The 17,560-nt window shown below is 58.5% G+C and carries 13 protein-coding genes; 5 read left to right on the top strand and 8 right to left on the bottom strand.

Annotated elements, in window-relative coordinates:
- Positions 1-91 precede the first annotated feature (91 nt).
- Both BHU62_RS10000 and BHU62_RS25520 read left to right on the top strand, forming a co-directional pair.
- Complete coding sequence (locus tag BHU62_RS10000) at positions 92-388, top strand: hypothetical protein (protein WP_073531867.1); 297 nt, start codon at positions 92-94, stop codon at positions 386-388.
- 58 nt (positions 389-446) lie between these two features.
- The gene (locus BHU62_RS25520) at positions 447-569 is read left to right on the top strand and encodes a hypothetical protein (protein WP_265341101.1); all 123 of its coding nucleotides are present in this window, start codon (positions 447-449) and stop codon (positions 567-569) included.
- Between the two features lie 44 nt (positions 570-613).
- On the opposite strand, the gene cbl is transcribed toward BHU62_RS25520, so the two are convergent.
- Both cbl and BHU62_RS09985 read right to left on the bottom strand, forming a co-directional pair.
- Positions 614-1,567 carry an HTH-type transcriptional regulator Cbl gene (cbl, locus tag BHU62_RS09990; RefSeq protein WP_073531866.1) on the bottom strand — a complete coding sequence of 318 codons (954 nt, stop codon included), beginning with the start codon at positions 1,565-1,567 and terminating at the stop codon, positions 614-616.
- 300 nt (positions 1,568-1,867) lie between these two features.
- Positions 1,868-2,563, bottom strand: a complete 696-nt coding sequence (locus BHU62_RS09985) for a gamma-glutamylcyclotransferase (RefSeq protein WP_073531865.1) — start codon at positions 2,561-2,563, stop codon at positions 1,868-1,870.
- Between the two features lie 435 nt (positions 2,564-2,998).
- Here BHU62_RS09985 and BHU62_RS09980 point away from each other — a divergent pair, with 435 nt between their 5' ends.
- Positions 2,999-3,817: a siderophore-interacting protein gene (locus BHU62_RS09980; protein WP_073531864.1), complete on the top strand. Its 819-nt coding sequence runs from the start codon at positions 2,999-3,001 to the stop codon at positions 3,815-3,817.
- A 294-nt stretch (positions 3,818-4,111) separates the two neighbouring features.
- Positions 4,112-5,215, top strand: coding sequence for a sodium-potassium/proton antiporter ChaA (chaA, locus tag BHU62_RS09975; protein ID WP_025303229.1), 1,104 nt, complete (start codon positions 4,112-4,114; stop codon positions 5,213-5,215).
- Positions 5,216-5,251: 36 nt separating this feature from the next.
- Here chaA and lpxO read toward each other — a convergent pair whose 3' ends face one another.
- From lpxO to putP, 6 genes are all read right to left on the bottom strand, one after another.
- Complete coding sequence (lpxO, locus tag BHU62_RS09970) at positions 5,252-6,154, bottom strand: lipid A hydroxylase LpxO (protein WP_073531863.1); 903 nt, start codon at positions 6,152-6,154, stop codon at positions 5,252-5,254.
- A 235-nt stretch (positions 6,155-6,389) separates the two neighbouring features.
- Complete coding sequence (gene phoH, locus BHU62_RS09965) at positions 6,390-7,178, bottom strand: phosphate starvation-inducible protein PhoH (RefSeq protein WP_015378226.1); 789 nt, start codon at positions 7,176-7,178, stop codon at positions 6,390-6,392.
- Between the two features lie 718 nt (positions 7,179-7,896).
- A complete protein-coding gene (gene efeB, locus BHU62_RS09960; RefSeq protein WP_073531862.1) occupies positions 7,897-9,195 on the bottom strand; it encodes an iron uptake transporter deferrochelatase/peroxidase subunit in 1,299 nt (432 codons plus the stop codon).
- Between the two features lie 11 nt (positions 9,196-9,206).
- Entirely contained in the window at positions 9,207-10,343 is a 1,137-nt protein-coding gene (gene efeO / locus BHU62_RS09955) for an iron uptake system protein EfeO (protein WP_073531861.1), read from the bottom strand.
- A gap of 20 nt (positions 10,344-10,363) precedes the next feature.
- The gene (gene efeU, locus BHU62_RS09950; protein WP_073531860.1) at positions 10,364-11,209 is read right to left on the bottom strand and encodes an iron uptake transporter permease EfeU; all 846 of its coding nucleotides are present in this window, start codon (positions 11,207-11,209) and stop codon (positions 10,364-10,366) included.
- Between the two features lie 244 nt (positions 11,210-11,453).
- Entirely contained in the window at positions 11,454-12,938 is a 1,485-nt protein-coding gene (gene putP, locus BHU62_RS09945) for a sodium/proline symporter PutP (RefSeq protein ID WP_073531859.1), read from the bottom strand.
- 571 nt (positions 12,939-13,509) lie between these two features.
- On the opposite strand from putP, the gene putA reads away from it, so the two are divergent.
- Positions 13,510-17,481: a trifunctional transcriptional regulator/proline dehydrogenase/L-glutamate gamma-semialdehyde dehydrogenase gene (putA, locus tag BHU62_RS09940; RefSeq protein WP_073531858.1), complete on the top strand. Its 3,972-nt coding sequence runs from the start codon at positions 13,510-13,512 to the stop codon at positions 17,479-17,481.
- The last annotated feature ends 79 nt before the right edge of the window (positions 17,482-17,560 follow it).

The raw sequence follows: 17,560 nt of genomic DNA, 5'->3' as shown, positions 1-17,560 counted from the left end.
TCCAAGCGGATGGAATTTATAATAATTTCGCGAGTGTATGCGAGCACGATCGGCAGCTGAAGGTACTTAAATCACTATAGATATTCTTTTTATGTATATAGATGGGATTTTGATTATTAGAGAGAGTATTGCACGCCAGATCGCATTCTCACGGCACCTGGCCGCAATGGATAACTGTCTTTGCGGCGCAGTTCGCAGCGATGAAAGGCGGGGTTTGATTCTTTTTCATTGGGTGATTAACGTGAGCGCGGTCACCCAAGGGACAGGAAAATGGAAAACCAGCTTCAACGCACTGAAACAGCACATACAATCGCTGGAAAAGTACGGGGCCAAATGTGATAAAGCGCGTATAAATAACGAGCAGAAAGGAAGCCAAAATAGAAAATAAGGATCTGACCGACCCTACGCTCTCCATTCAAGAGCAAAAACGCATCGCCATCGAGATTTTGCGTCAACACCATCGCTGGGAGATGGCCAACCCGCGTCCGCCCGAAGAACTACCGGAATGGGAAGCCATCGGCCCGTTCAGAAAAAGCAAGCGTCACCTGATCGAACGTACCGACGACTAATCCCCCCTTCCCCCGTGGCAATCCGGCGGGGCCCAGTTGCCCGATTAAATCTGGTAGTCGATGACCGCATCCAGCTGCGACGAGAAAACCTTGTCTTTGATTTCGGTCAGCGACAGCGTCGGGTTGCACAGCTGGATAAAACGCCAGGCGTAGTTACGCTGTAACTGGCTGCGTTTCAGGCCCAGCCATACCGTATTGGGTTCAAACAGGTGCTCGGCGCTGAGGCTGACCAGCCCGCGATCGCGTTCCTTCTCATACGACATGTCGGCCAGCACCCCCACGCCCAATCCCAGCTCGACGTAAGTTTTGATCACGTCGGAGTCCTGCGCGCTGAGCGCGATGTCCGGCGTCAGCCCCGCCGCCTTGAAGGCCGCATCCAGCTTCGCACGCCCGGTGATGCCCTGCCGGTAGGTGATCAACGGCAAGGTGCTGAGCATCTCCAGCGTCACCTGCGGCTGACGCGTCAATGCGTGCCCTTCCGGCACCAGGATAGTGTGATGCCAGCGGTAGTAAGGAAACGCCGCCAGCGACTCATCACTCATCAACCGTTCGCTGGCAATACCGATATCGGCCTCGCCGGCGGCCAGCATTGAGACGATTTCCTCCGGGCTGCCCTGATTGAGCACCACCCGCACCCGTGGGTAAAGCGCACGAAACTCTTTGATCACCCCCGGCAGGCTGTAGCGCGCCTGGGTATGCGTCGTTGCGATATGCAGTTGCCCCGAATCGTTGCTGCTGAAGACGTCCGCCAGGCGACGAATGTTATTGGCGTCATTGAGAATGCGTTCCGCCACTACCAGCAACTCTTTGCCGGGTTCGGTCATCCCCAGCAGCCGTTTGCCGCGGCGAATGAATATTTCAATGCCCAACTCTTCTTCCAGCTCGCGAATATGACGACTGACACCGGACTGTGAGGTAAATAAGGTATTGGCGACCTCCGTCAGGTTGTAGTTGCAGCGCGCCGACTCCCGAATAATTTTTAATTGTTGAAAGTTCATCCCCGTCTCCCTGTTTCTTGCGGTAGCGTCTGCAATATTGATACGGAGTCCTGCGAGCTTGAACAAATAAGAAATAACCTTTACTTATGCAATTTAATGCTAAGTGAATTATTTATCGCCATACCCGGGGCATCAGATCGAGGTGAAATCGTTAATGGCTTTAAAAATAAAGAGATAGATAACCATACAAAGAAAGAGCCTTAAATAGTCATGCAGAATAAAGTTATTAACTATAGGCATTAGATATATAAAAAGGGCTCAGCATGCTGAGCCCTTGGCGTTCCACGTCCGACTCGCGTCTCAGGCGGTGGCTTCACCACCGATAGCGCCGGGGCGGTTCTGCTGCAACCATTGCTGCACGTAGCGCACCAGATCGCCGATGCAATCATCCTGCATGCCGTGGTGCTTCAGCTCGTTATCCAACGCAAACAGATATTGCGCATTGGTGCCCAGCGGGCCGCTGGCGCGGGCGATCAACGGCGCGATCACCTGGTGGCTGGTGTCCTCTTCAAACAGCGGATGTTTCGGGTTCATCACGAACACCAGCGCGGTAACCGCCGCGCCGCTATCCAGCCGCAGTTCACACCAGATGGGCACGTAGCAATCGGTGATCATCTCGCGCTTCCACAGCAGTTCCAGCTCTTCACGCAGTTTGTGTTCCGGCAGGCGGAACGCCAGCCCGGTAGTCTGGCCGCCCTCTTTCAACGCCAGCATGCGCCCCGGTTGGTGCAGCGTGCCGCGCCCGGCGGTCAGGCGCATGCAGAACGCACGGTGCCAACCCTGCAGCGTGGCAGGCCGCACTTCTTCCGATTCGAATACCGGATTCCACATCAGCGAACCGTAACCGAATATCCATACCGGGCTGTGATCCGGCCGGCGCGATAAGGTGCAATCCAACGAGGCTGCCCGCTGTTCAGGCGTCAGCAACAGCGACTCCTCAATAGCGCCGAATGCGGTTTTGCAATCCGCTTTTTGCAGAAAATCTCGCGTTAACACTTAATTACCTCCCGGGAATACGATCTCTCGTCCTCCCTCGCCACTGCTGAACCTTTGAAATTTTATTCTTTAGTGCGGAATTTTATTAATTCAATAACCACGCCTATTAATAATGACCATATTCTTTTCCCGGCGCGCAATCAAGTTGCAAAGTGTCGCTAAAGTGAAAAAGTATTTGTACTGAGCAGCAATAATATTAATTGCCGAGGTCATCATAGCGTCGGCACAATTTTACCTGCGCCGCAAAGGCGCGCCGTCCTATACCGGCGCTTGTCGCCGCACCTATCCGGTCACACCGTTATCGCCAGGCGCATCGCTCGTTTCTTTATAGATATCCCGTGGTCGCCCCCTGTTCAGCCGGCCCTTAAATAGCAAACGATTCTCATTATCAAATGACGTGTTATACTCACGCCAAACGACATGAGGAGATCCCCTGTGACTACCGAAGCCCCTCGCTCACGCGCGCCTTACCTGGTCGCCGTCAGCGCTGTGCAAGACATTACGCCGCACCTGCGCCGCATCACCTTTACCGCGCCCGACCTGCGCTATTACCCGGCCAACGCCGCCGCCGCACATATCAAAGTGCTTTTGCCGATCGAGGGCCAAACGCAACCGGATCTGCCGACGTTGACCGAAAATGGCCCGCTTTGGGCCCCCGGCGCGGTGCGCCCGATCATACGCACCTATTCTATTCGCGCCGTGCGACCAGAGCTGGCGGAAGTAGATATCGAATTCGCCATCCACGATCACCGCGGCCCGGCGGTAGACTTTGCGCGCCAGGCGAAAACCGGCGATCAAATCGGTATCGGCTACCCGGGCGGCCCTAACCCGATGCTGCCGGCAGCCGATTTCTACTGCCTGGCAGGCGACCTCTCCTCACTGCCCGCACTGGCCGCACTGTTGGAAAACCTGCCGCCGCACAGCGCCGGGCGCGCATTTGTCCGCGTCGACAGCGCCGCCGACATGATTGATCTGAAAAAGCCCGCCGAGGTTGAATTGCATTGGGTCATTGGCGGCACGGAGAAAACCGGCGAATTGATCGCCCGATTCCGCGCACAGTCTTTACCGCAGGGCGAGACGCAATTCTGGCTCGCCGGTGAGGATCGTCTGGTGGTTGAACTGCGCCGTTACCTGCGACGCGAACGGCAATGTGATCGTAATCGTCTTTATGCCGTACCTTACTGGCGTGAGGGGTTAAATGAAGAAGGTTATCACGACAAACGCCATGAAATTTTAGATAACATTGACGAATGATGGTTCTGTCTTCCTTGATTAACCATGCCATAAAGAAGTAAACACAACCTTTCTCAAATCTAACGCGAAAAGCTGGCGTTATTGCGTAAAAGTAAGTAAATAAAACCGCACCCCGTGCGGTTTTTTTGCTACCCTGATCACATAAAGCAAGCAATTGCTTTCCCAGATAAAAACAACATCACACCGGCGCCGCAGGTGTATTCTAATATAAAATACCTACTGGAAACGCAGAGTTGCCGTGCTACGGCGACCGGCGCTGACGGGCTACGCTGTTTGAGAAGGAGTGCCACCCTCATGAAGTCGCAACACGATCCTGGCCGATCCACCAAATCTCGCCACACCGAATACTCGCTCATCTTCCCCATCGCCGCCCTGGTGGTGTTAAATCTATGGGGTAGCACCGATAACTTTCCGCTGATCGTCGGCATCAATATTCTCGCGCTGGTGGGGATCCTCAGCAGCGCATTCAGCGTGGTGCGCCACGCCGACGTGCTGGCTCACCGGTTGGGCGAACCCTACGGCTCGCTGATCCTCAGCCTGTCGGTGGTGATCCTCGAGGTCAGTCTGATCTCGGCGCTGATGGCCACCGGCGACGCCGCACCGGCGCTGATGCGCGACACGCTGTACTCCATTATCATGATCGTCTCCGCCGGTCTGGTCGGCTTCGCGCTGTTGCTTGGCGGGCGCAAATTCGCCACCCAATATGTCAACCTCGGCGGCATCAAACAGTATCTGATGGCGATTTTCCCGCTGGCGGTGATCGTGCTGGTGTTCCCGAGCGCGCTGCCGGGCGGCAACTTCAGCACCGGGCAAGCGCTGTTGGTGGCGCTGATCTCCGCCGCCATGTATGGCGTGTTCCTGGTGATCCAGACCAAAACCCACCAGAGCCTGTTCGTGTACGAGCATGAAGACGACGATGGCGATCCGCACCACGGCAAACCTTCTTCGCACAGCAGCGCCTGGCACGCCGCCTGGCTCATCGTGCACCTGATCGCGGTTATCGCCGTGACCAAGTTCAACGCCAATCCGCTGGAAGGCTTGCTGACCAAGATGAATGCGCCGGCGCAGTTCACCGGCTTCCTGGTGGCACTGCTGATCCTGTCGCCTGAAGGGTTGGGGGCGCTGCGCGCCGTGTTGAACAACCAGGTGCAACGCGCCATGAACCTGTTCTTCGGTTCGGTGCTGGCGACCATCTCCCTGACGGTACCGGCGGTCACCATCATCGCCACCCTGACCGGGCAAACGCTGATCTTCGGTCTGCAAACGCCGCACATCGTGGTGATGCTGACGGTGCTGTTGTTGTGCCAGCTGTCGTTCTCGACCGGCCGCACCAACGTGCTGAACGGCACCGCCCACCTGGCGCTGTTCGCCGCTTACATGATGACGATCTTCGCCTGATCAAAAAGGGGCGCACCCGTGCGCCCCTGTCTTCGTTTATACCGAGAAGAATATCGCCGCGGCGATCCCCCCGAATAAAAACCACTTGATGATGTAATAGCCGGTGCGGTTCCAGGCCTTCAGGCGTTTCCCCACCCGGCGTATTGCATAGATGTATTTGAACATCTTGTTGACGCCGCCGGTGCGATCGCCCTCTTCGTTCGGTGCAGTAGCCGCGCTCATCAGATTGCGCCCCAGCCAATGGTTCACCGCTTGCGTCCAACGGTAGCGCATCGGCCGTTCGATGTCGCAGAACAGGATCAGACGGTTCTGCCCGCTCTGGTTTTCCGCATAGTGCAGATAGGTTTCGTCGAACATCACCCCTTCACCGTCGCGCCAGCTGTAACGTTCGCCGTCCACCTCGATGAAGCAGCGGTCGTCGTTGGGGGTAATCAGCCCCAGGTGATAACGCAGAGAACCGGCGTAAGGGTCGCGGTGACGTGGCAAACGGCTGCCGTCCGGCAGTTCGGCGAACATCGCCGCCTTGACCGAAGGCAGAGCGCGCAGCAGCTCGGTCGTTTGCGGGCACAGGGTCATGGCGGAAGGATGGCTGTCTTCATACCACTTCAGATAGAAACGCTTCCAACCGGTCTTGAAGAACGAGTTGAAGCCGGCGTCGTTGAATTGATCGGAGGCTTTGATCTGCTGGATCTCCATCAACTTCTGCCCTTCGTCGCGGATGGTTTCCCAGTTATCACGCAGCACCGCCAGTTCCGGGAACTGCTCCGGCTTCAGGTACGGCGTGGTCGGCACACGGGAAAACAGGTACATAAAGACATTCAGCGGTGCGGTAAAGGTGGAATGGTCAGACAGCTGACGCCATACGTTGTAGCGTACCCGTCCGCGGTAATGCACATAGACGACGCATAAAATAAGCAAAATCAGAATGATATATTTCATGTTTGAATCGCTTCAAGGAACTCACGCTCAATGCGCCGCGCGGCGCACACCCCAGATAGTGTCCTTTTGGCGGCGCACGCACGTTACGCGCCAATCTGGAACCCATTAATCATTAACGTTAACTCAACGAAAATCTATACAAAAAACCACAATAATTTACATAAAGGTTAAACGAGGCGGGAAATGGCGGCGGTAAAAAAAGGCCGCCGAAGCGGCCTTTTCATTAGCGAGTAGGTTAACTGTAAGCGTTGAGCGTGCGCTGGCACAAAGCGGAGCGTACGCAGTCCTGTTTTTCAAAGCGGATGACGCCGATCATCTCGTCCTCTTCGAAGCGTTCCAACGCATCGCTGAGGCCGGATTTCACGCCGCGCGGCAAGTCGCACTGGGTCACGTCGCCGTTAACGATAACCGTCACGTTTTCCCCCAGGCGGGTCAGGAACATTTTCATCTGGCTGGCGGTCACGTTCTGGGCTTCATCCAGGATAACGACCGCATTTTCGAAGGTGCGCCCGCGCATGTAGGCGAACGGCGCAATCTCTACCTTGCCGATTTCCGGGCGCAGGCAGTACTGCATAAAGGAAGAGCCCAAACGGCGCACCAGAATGTCATACACCGGGCGGAAATAAGGCGCGAATTTCTCGGAGATATCCCCGGGCAAGAAACCGAGGTCTTCATCCGCCTGCAAAACAGGACGGGTAACGATAATCCGATCCACCTCTTTATGGATCAGCGCCTCCGCCGCCTTGGCAGCGCTGATGAATGTTTTGCCGCAGCCGGCTTCGCCGGTGGCGAAGATCAGCTGCTTATTCTCTATGGCTGATAAGTAATGACCCTGAGCTTCGGTTCTAGCCTCGATGGGTGAGCTATCGCGCTTGTCTCGCGCCATGCCGATAGACTCGACTCCCCCCATTTGCACCAGCGAGGTCACAGACTCTTCTTCCAGCTGGCGATGACTACGAGCGTCACGACGAATAACGCGTTTCGCTTCACGACGTGCTTTGATCACTGCTTTTTGTCTACCCATAGTGGCACCTTACAGTTTGTTTCACCTACCGCAACGGCCAGGCCGCGCGATTATGTTTCACACACGTATTAGGTTTTGGCCTCCTCCGAGCCAATAAGAGCCAAGGGACAAAGTGAATCGACGGCAACGCTTCGGTGCCGTCGATTCACGGGACAACGCGGACTGCATAATTAAACGTGGAGTAAAAAGTGATGAGAATCGGTAGCGATAAGCGGGCGGGGTTGCCGGTAAAAGAGAGTCGGAGAGAGAACCCTCGTTACAACGAGAAATCAGGGGAGGTAGGTTATTTTTTCTTTCCAGCCCAACCAAGGACTTTACCATTAGCGATCCCCGCAGTGTTATTTACAGCTTAGCGCTGTGCACCGTGTGAAAACTACCGCCAGATGATTACAGTATAATGACATTCAAACCCGCAGCGTTACTAAAATGTAAAAAAAGTTAATACCTTTTGTTTTAAGCCAACGCCAGAGCACTATATCACGCCCGCCACGTCATTCCACAGAAAGATAATATATCTTTACTATCAATTAGTTAATATTATCGTTCAGGGATGACACTTTAGTTTCCAGATTAAATTTTGCACAGACAAAAACCGACGAACCGCGCTGATTTTTTAATCCGGGGGATGAAAAATGAATTGAATCCTGCTGCTCATCACCCCGTGCGATATGCGGGCTAAAGTAAAACGAGGCGGAAGATCCGCCTCGTCATTCAGTTTTCAGGCCTTGAGCAGGCCGCTGGCCAGATGATCGCTATTATCTTTTACCCCTGGCAGCACGAAGAAATACCCACCGCCAATCGGTTTGATGTATTCCTCCAGCGCTTCGCCATTCAGCCTTTTCTGCACCGTCAGGAAGCCTTTCTCCAAATCGGCTTGATAGCAGACGAACAGCAGCCCCATTTCCAGCTGACCGGAATTGGATACGCCCAGGGAATAGCTGTAGCCGCGCCGCAGCATCAGACTGCTCTGGCTTTCCGGCGTGCGCGGGTTAGCCAACCGGATGTGCGCATCCATCGGGATCACCTTACCGTCAGGGTCGTTGGCGTAATTCGGCTCGTCGTGCTCGTGCTTCATGCCCAACGGTGCGCCGCTGTGCTTCTCACGGCCGAAAATGGTTTCCTGCTCCTGCAACGGCGTGCGATCCCAGAACTCAACGCGGAAACGAATAATGCGCGCCGCCTGGTAACTGCCGCCCGCCGTCCACGCCGGCTCGCCGACGCTATCGCCGACCCACACCACTTTATCCATCAGCGGTTTGTCGTCGGCCTTCGGGTTGGCGGTGCCGTCTTTGAAGCCCAGCAGGTTGATCGGCGTCTCTTTGCCTTTACTGCGCGCCGCATGAGCGGAGATGAACCCTTCCCGCTTCCAGCGCACGCTGAGCAGATCCGGCGAATGCTTGATGATGTCGCGCAACGCATGGATCACCGTTTCGTTGGTGTTGGCGCAGATCTGCAGCAGCAGGTCGCCGTGACAGAGCGCGGCATCCAACGCATCGTTGGGGAAGCGGGTCATTTTCTGCAAGCGCAGCGGTTTTTGCGCCTGCAGGCCAAAGCGTTCGTCGAACATCGACGCGCCGACCGACACGGTGATGGTCAGGTTGTCCGGGTAAATCTCCGGCCCCATGATGCCGGAATCGAGCGGCGGTAGCTTGGCGTCCACTTCCGGCGCCTTGCCGCCGTGGGTCAAGAAGGCGATGCGATCGGTCAGCAGCCGGAACAGGCGCTCCAGATCCGCCTTGTTGGTCGCCAGCACGTCGAACGCCACCAGCATCATCGCCGCCTGCTGCGGGGTCAGCACCCCGGCCTGATGGCGGCCATAAAACGGCTGTTTCTGCCAGCGCTCATCCTGCGGCGCGGCTGACGGCGCCGCCGCTTTATCCGCCGCCTGCGCCAGGCGGCTGCCGCCCAGCGCCAGCGCACCCAGCCCCAATCCCTGCAGCAAACGGCGGCGAGAAGGTGACGCCGCCCCCTGCGATTGCGGATGCGGCCCGTTATGCGGGCCGATCTTGTTGCTCATAACCGTATGCCTCAGTCCAGACCCAACACGCCGCGCAACTGGGACAGATCTTCCGCCAGGGCGGTGATCGGCCCTTTCAACGCGTTGCGATCGGTATCGGTCAGCTTCTCGTAGGACTCATAGCCCTCTTTGGTTTGGTACTTCGCCAAAATGGTATCCACGGTTTTGAAGTTGGCGTCGATCTTGTCCAGCAGCGGCTTGTTGGCCTTGACCAACAGCGGGCGCAGCAGGTTGACGATCTTCTGCGCGCCGTCGACGTTGGCCTGGAAATCCCACAGATCGGTGCGGCTGTAACGGTCTTCTTCACCGCTGATCTTGCTGGCCGCCACTTCTTCGATCAGCCCGGCCGCGCCGCCCACCACTTTGCTCGGCGGGAAGGTCAGTTCACCCACGCGTTTTTGCAGTTCAACGGTGTCTTGATACAGACGATCGGCATATTTGCCCATGTCTTTGGTCGAGTTGTCGGCAAACAGCGCCTTCTCCAGGCGGTGGAAGCCGGTGAAGTTCGGATCCGCCGATTTCTTCTCGTAGTCGTCTTCACGGGCGTCGATGCTGCCGTCCAGATCGGAGAACAGCTCGGCGATCGGCTCGATGCGCTCATAGTGCTGGCGGGTCGGCGCATACAGCTTGCGCGCTTGCTCCAGATTGCCGGCCTTCACCGCGTCGGTGAACAGCTTGGTCTGTTTCACCAGCCCGTCCACTTCTTTGGTGACGTAGACCTTGTATTCGGCGATCGGGCCGACCAGATCCAGCGCGTTCGGCTTGCCGTCGGTCGCGCCGTTGGTGGCCGCAGTGACGATCAATTTACCTTTCGGATTGCTCAGCAGCCCGCAGGTCATGTCATATTCGCCTGCTTCCAGCGTGGCGGTCATTTTCTGAGTGAAACCCGGCGCGATGTTCTCACGCTCTTCCACCACCATTACCCCTTTCAGGATTTCCCATTCGACGTTTTTCTGGCTGGTGTTATGCACCACAAACTGCGTCTTGCCGGCCGGCACCGTCAGCTGCATCGGCTCGCACTGCTTGTCATTGACCGTGACCTTGACCTGCGGCACGTCCGCCGCCAACGCGTCGATGCTCAGCGCAAACGCCGGGATAGCCAGTAATGCTGCGTGCAACGCCTTGCGGCGAAATAGTGGAGTAGACATACGAGATTCCCTATTAAACATTAATGATTGATTTTACGTTGCGCCGGAGCCGCTGCCGGCTCCGCACGCTGCGGCAGGAAAAAGAAAATCAGCGCCGGGATCAAATACAGGAAGTAGACCGCCACTTCGCTGACCGTCGGCGCTTCCTGATAACCGAGAATGCCTTCCAGCAGGGTACCGAACAGCGAGTGGGTCGACAGGGTGCTGCTGAAATCGAAAGCGATGTCCTGGAAGTGGTTCCACAGACCGGCTTCGTGGAAGGCGCGGATCGCACCGGCGGCCAGCCCGGCGGCGACAAACAGAATGAACAGGCTGGTCCATTTGAAGAACTTGGCCAGGTGCAGCTTCACCCCGCCCCAGTAAATCATCATACCGAGCACGATGGCGGCCACCAGGCCGAGCACCGCGCCGATCGGCGCCGCAGCACCCACGTCTTGCTGGAATGCCGCCAGCAGGAAGAACACCGATTCCAGCCCTTCGCGCGCCACGGCGAAGAACACCATCGCCACCAGCGCCCAACCCTGCCCTTTACCGGCGCTGAGCGCCTGATCGATCGCCCCTTCCAGGTGCACCTTGACCGACTTGGATACCTTACGCATCCAGAATACCATATAAGTGAGGATCACCACCGCCACCGCCGCCACGATGCCTTCGAACAGCTCCTGCTGTTTCTGCGGGAACTCGCCGGTGGTTTCATTAATGAAGATGCCGAGCGCCAGACACAGCGCCGCCGCGACAATCACGCCGATCCACACCGCGCCCAGCCATTGGCTGCGCTGCGTGCGCTTCAGGTAGCTGGCGATCAGGCTGACGATCAGCGCGGCCTCCAGGCCCTCACGGAACATGATAAGAAAGGGAACAAACATAAATAATCACCCCTGAAAAGACCGCGGCGACAGAGACGGTTGTCTCGAGATGGGCAGCGGCGGCAATGTAAAGAAACGTAAAATACAACGAGAGTGATTATCATTCTGCCAAAAAGAAATACAAGAGGCGCAACAGTGATTTTTTCTAATCAAATGTCGCCAGGTGTTACAGCCGGCAACGGCGACGGGAAGGCAAAAAGAAGGGGCGCTCTGTGCGCCCCTTGCTGACTGACATCGAACGGCGTTACACCGTTTTGTACTCGGCTTCCGCCTGATCGAAACGTTCGGTCATGGAGGAAGACGGCTGGCGCCCCATCAGGCTCACTACCACGATGGCGAGGCAGCCCAGGATGAAGCCCGGAATGATTTCGTACAGGCCCAGCCACGCGTACTGTTTCCAGACGATCACCGTCACCGCGCCGACCAACATGCCGGCCAAAGCGCCGTTGCGGGTCATGCGCGACCACATCACCGAGATCAGCACGACCGGGCCGAAGGCGGCGCCGAAACCGGCCCAGGCGTAGCTTACCAGACCCAGCACGCGGTTCTCCGGGTTGGCCGCCAGCGCGATGGCCACCAGCGCCACCACCAGCACCATCACGCGGCCGACCCACACCAGCTCACGCTGGCTGGCACCTTTGCGCAGGAATGCCTTGTACAGATCTTCGGTGATCGCACTGGAGCACACCAGCAGCTGGCAGCTCAGGGTGCTCATGACCGCCGCCAAAATCGCCGACAGCAGCACGCCCGCCACCCATGGGTTGAACAGCAACATCGCCAGTTCGATGAACACGCGTTCGCCGTTCTGCGACACGTTGCCGGCTTGATCCGGGTTGTTGGCAAAGTAAGCGATACCGAAGAAACCGACGGCGATAGTGCCGGCCAGGCACAGGATCATCCAGGTCATGCTGATGCGGCGCGCGCTGCGGATGGTGCGGTGAGAATCCGCCGCCATGAAACGCGCCAGGATATGCGGCTGGCCGAAGTAACCCAGGCCCCAACCCAACAGCGACAGAATGGCGACGAAGTTCAGGCCCTTCAGCATGTCGAGGTTGGCCGGGTTCTGCGCCTGGATCACCAGCATCGAGGTATCGATACCGCCGACGGCGAAGATCACGATCACCGGCGTCAGGATCAGCGCGAAGATCATCAGGCTGGCCTGCACGGTGTCAGTCCAGCTCACCGCCAGGAAACCGCCGATAAAGGTGTACAGGATGGTCGCCGCGGCACCGGCCCACAGGGCGGTTTCGTAGCTCATGCCAAAGGTGCTTTCGAACAGGCGCGCGCCGGCCACGATGCCGGAGGCGCAGTAAATGGTGAAGAACACCAGAATGACGATGGCCGAGATCACCCGCAGCAGCTTGCTGTTGTCTTCAAAACGGCTGGTGAAATAGTCCGGCAGCGTCAGGGCGTTGTTGTTGGCTTCGGTATGCACGCGCAGCCTTCCTGCCACCAGCTTCCAGTTCAGATAGGCGCCAACGGTCAGACCGATGGCGATCCAGCTTTCGGAGATGCCGGAGAGGAAAATGGCGCCCGGCAGGCCCATCAACAGCCAACCGCTCATGTCGGAAGCGCCGGCGGACAGCGCGGTCACCACGCTGCCCAAACTGCGGCCACCGAGAATATAGTCATCAAAGTTGTTGGTTGCCCGGTAGGCAAGCAGGCCGATCAGCACCATCCCGAAAATGTACACCAGGAAGGTCACCAGCATAGGTGTGCTCATTGTCATTTAATTCTCCACTTTCATTATTATTCGCGTTCCGTTTCTGCCGCAAAGACGGCCGGAAACTGACGCGCAATGCATTGCACTGGCCGCTGCGCCGGAACGTGGCGCATCCCTCGAGCGAGTGCAGGTAAAATAGTTTCTGCCCGTAATTGTTGACCGTCGGTTATCCTAGATGAGGCTTTCATCAACCAACAAGACATTTAACAACAAAGTTACACAAAGTTTACCCTGCGTCACATTTACCGGGCTCAATGGTTGCACTCACGACAAACAAAATGAGTTGCACCTGGTTATTACCCTTATATAACGCAAGGTAAAGCGCATACGGCCTGATAAACGCCGCCGCCGTTGCTCAATAACGCAACATTCATGCCAATTGCTCATGTTAAAAAATCGATGAAACTCACACTTCGCTCATCAGCCTGATTTAACAAGGTTGCACAAAGTTGCAACATGCAGGATATTGTCTGCATTCTTAACACCACACATCTCACGAACCTATCCCAACAGGCTTTCCGGCCTGCTGTCTGTCTAGCCTGATGGGATAGGTTCTAAACACAGGAGTTGGATTGGCATGGGCACTACCACAATGGGCGTGAAACTCGACGAGGCAACACGCGACCGGATCAAGAGCGCGGCGCAACGCATCGATCGCACGCCGCACTGGCTCATCAAGCAGGCCATCTTTAATTACCTCGAGCGTCTCGAGAGCGGTACCGATATTCCTGAAATTCCAGCGCTGGCCGCTGCGGCCCAGCCTGAAGCGGACGACATTATGCCGCAAGCGCAGGAAGAGTCACACCAGCCATTCCTCGATTTCGCCGAACAAATTCTGCCGCAGTCGGTCACCCGCGCCGCCATCACTGCCGCCTATCGCCGCCCGGAGACCGAAGCGGTACCGATGTTGCTCGAACAGGCGCGATTACCTGCCGATCTTGCACAGGCTACTCACAAAATGGCCTACGGCATCGCCGAGAAGTTGCGTAACCAAAAAAGTGCAAACGGCCGCGCCGGCATGGTGCAAGGCCTGCTGCAAGAGTTCTCCCTCTCCTCACAGGAAGGCGTGGCGCTGATGTGCCTGGCGGAAGCGCTGCTGCGCATTCCGGACAAGCCGACCCGCGATGCCCTGATCCGCGACAAGATCAGCAACGGCAACTGGCACTCGCACCTGGGGCGCAGCCCGTCGCTGTTCGTCAACGCCGCCACCTGGGGCCTGCTGTTCACCGGCAAACTGGTGTCGACCCATAACGAAGCCAATCTGTCCCGCTCGCTGAACCGCATCATCAGCAAAAGCGGCGAACCGCTGATCCGCAAAGGCGTGGACATGGCAATGCGCCTGATGGGCGAACAGTTCGTGACCGGCGAAACCATCGCCGAAGCACTGGCCAACGCGCGCAAGCTGGAAGAGAAAGGCTTCCGTTACTCCTACGACATGCTGGGCGAAGCCGCCCTGACCGAAGCCGACGCCCAGGCCTACCTGGTTTCTTACCAGCAGGCGATCCACGCCATCGGCAAAGCGTCCAACGGCCGCGGCATCTATGAAGGTCCCGGCATCTCCATCAAGCTGTCCGCCCTGCACCCGCGCTACAGCCGCGCGCAGTACGAACGCGTCATGGAAGAACTCTACCCGCGTTTGCTGTCGCTGACCCTGCAAGCCCGCCAGTACGATATCGGCATCAACATCGACGCCGAAGAGGCCGATCGTCTGGAGATCTCGCTCGATCTGCTGGAGAAGCTGTGCTTCGAACCACAGTTGGCCGGCTGGAACGGCATCGGCTTCGTCATTCAGGCCTACCAAAAACGTTGCCCGTTCGCCATCGACGCGGTGATCGACATGGCGCAACGCAGCCGCCGTCGTTTGATGATCCGTCTGGTGAAAGGCGCCTACTGGGACAGCGAAATCAAACGCGCCCAAATGGACGGCCTGGAAGGCTATCCGGTTTACACCCGCAAGGTGTATACCGACGTCTCCTACCTGGCCTGCGCGCGCAAGCTGCTGTCGGTGCCGAACCTGATCTATCCGCAGTTCGCCACCCACAACGCCCACACCCTGAGCGCCATCTATCACCTGGCCGGCAACAACTACTATCCTGGCCAGTATGAGTTCCAGTGCCTGCACGGCATGGGTGAGCCGCTGTACGAACAGGTGGTGGGTAAAGTGGCCGACGGCAAGCTGAACCGCCCTTGCCGCATCTACGCGCCGGTCGGCACTCATGAAACGCTGCTGGCCTACCTGGTACGTCGCCTGCTGGAAAACGGCGCCAACACCTCGTTCGTCAACCGCATCGCCGACGCCACCCTGCCGCTCGACGAGCTGGTGGCCGATCCGGTCAGCGCCGTGGAAGCGCTGGCGGCCAGCGAAGGGCAGATCGGCCTGCCGCATCCGCGCATTCCGCTGCCGCGCGAGCTGTATGGCGAGAAACGCATTAACTCCAGCGGCCTGGATCTGTCCAACGAACAGCGACTGGCCTCGCTGTCCAGCGCCCTGCTCACCAGCGCCAACCATCCGTGGCGTGCGGAACCGATCATCGACGCCGAGTTGGATCAGGGCGTGGAACAACCGGTGATCAACCCGGCCGAGCCGGGCGACGTGGTCGGCTACGTGCGTGAAGCCACCGAAGGCGAAGTCAGCCGCGCGCTCGACGCCGCCGCGGCCGCCGGCCCAATCTGGTTCGCCACGCCGCCGACCGAGCGCGCCGCGATCCTCGAACGCGCCGCCGAGCTGATGGAAAGCCAGCTGCAAAACCTGCTGGGTATTCTGGTGCGCGAAGCGGGTAAAACCTTCAACAACGCCATCGCCGAAGTGCGTGAAGCGGTCGATTTCCTGCACTACTACGCCGGCCAGGTGCGCGACGATTTCGCCAATGACAGCCACCGTCCGCTGGGCCCGGTCGTCTGCATCAGCCCGTGGAACTTCCCGCTGGCGATCTTCACCGGCCAAATCGCCGCCGCGCTGGCTGCGGGCAACAGCGTGCTGGCCAAACCGGCCGAGCAAACGCCGCTGGTGGCCGCGCAGGCAGTGCGCATCCTGCTGGAAGCCGGCATTCCGCAAGGCGTGCTGCAGCTGCTGCCGGGCCAGGGTGAAACCGTCGGCTCGACGCTGGTCAATGACGCCCGCGTCCGCGGCGTGATGTTCACCGGCTCCACCGACGTCGCCGGCATTCTGCAGCGCAGCATCGCCGGCCGACTGGATCCGCAAGGCCGCCCAACGCCGCTGATCGCCGAAACCGGTGGCCTGAACGCCATGATCGTCGACTCCTCCGCATTGACCGAACAAGTGGTGACCGACGTGGTGGCCTCCGCCTTCGACAGCGCCGGCCAGCGCTGCTCTGCGCTGCGCATCCTGTGCATTCAGGAAGACGTGGCCGAGCACACGCTGCAAATGCTGCGCGGCGCGATGGCCGAGTGCCGCATGGGCAACCCGGAGCGCCTGTCCACCGACGTGGGCCCGGTGATCGACGCCGAAGCCAAAACCGGCATCGAACGCCACATCCAGGCGATGCGCGCCAAAGGCCGCAAGGTGTACCAGGCCGCCAAAGGCAGCACGCAGGATGAGAAAGAGTGGGCGCGCGGCACCTTCATCAAGCCGACGCTGATCGAACTCGACAGCTTCGACGAGCTGCAGAAAGAAATCTTCGGCCCGGTGCTGCACGTAGTGCGCTTCCAGCGCAACAATCTGGACGCGCTGGTCGATCAGATCAACGCCGCCGGTTATGGCCTGACGCTGGGCATTCACACCCGTATCGATGAAACCATCGCTCGAGTGACCGAACGCGCCAAAGTCGGCAACCTGTACGTCAACCGCAACATGGTCGGCGCGGTGGTCGGCGTGCAGCCGTTCGGCGGCGAAGGCCTGTCGGGCACCGGCCCGAAAGCCGGCGGCCCGCTGTACCTGTACCGCCTGCTGGCCAACCGCCCGGACGACGCGCTGCAACGCACGCTGCACCGTCAGGACGACGAGCGCCCGATGGAAGCCACCGCGCGGCCGCAGCTGCTGGGCGCGCTGCAATCGCTGGAGAAATGGGCGGCTACCAGCCAACACGGCGAGCTGGCGACGTTGGCGCAGCGCTATGCGGAACTGGGTCAGGGCGGTACCGTACGCCCGCTGCCGGGCCCGACCGGCGAACGCAATACCTATGCCCTGCTGCCGCGTGAACGCGTGCTGTGCCTGGCGGACAACGAAGCCGACGCGCTGATCCAACTGGCCGCCGTGCTGGCGGTTGGCAGCTGCGCGCTGTGGCCGGAAGCGGAACTGCAGCGCAATCTGTTCCGCCGCTTGCCGAACGATGTGCAGGCGCGCATCGCCTTCAGCAAAGACTGGCAGCAGGACAAGGTCGAGTTCGACGCCGCCATCTACCACGGCGATGCCGATCAGCTGCGCACCCTGTGCGAACAGATCGCCCAGCGCGGCGGCGCCATCGTCTCGGTGCAGGGCTTCGCTCACGGTGAAACCAACATCCTGTTGGAACGCCTGCTGATCGAACGTTCGCTGAGCGTCAACACCGCCGCCGCCGGCGGTAATGCCAGCCTGATGACCATCGGTTAACGCATCATCAAGGCGGCACTCCGTTGCCGCCTGATTTGCATACCGCTACGCAAACCCTGCACTTGTGCAGGGTTTTTTA

This window comes from Serratia marcescens (assembly GCF_001902635.1).
In the GTDB taxonomy this organism is placed as follows: domain Bacteria; phylum Pseudomonadota; class Gammaproteobacteria; order Enterobacterales; family Enterobacteriaceae; genus Serratia; species Serratia marcescens_F.
This window is presented reverse-complemented; position numbering and strand designations above follow the sequence as displayed.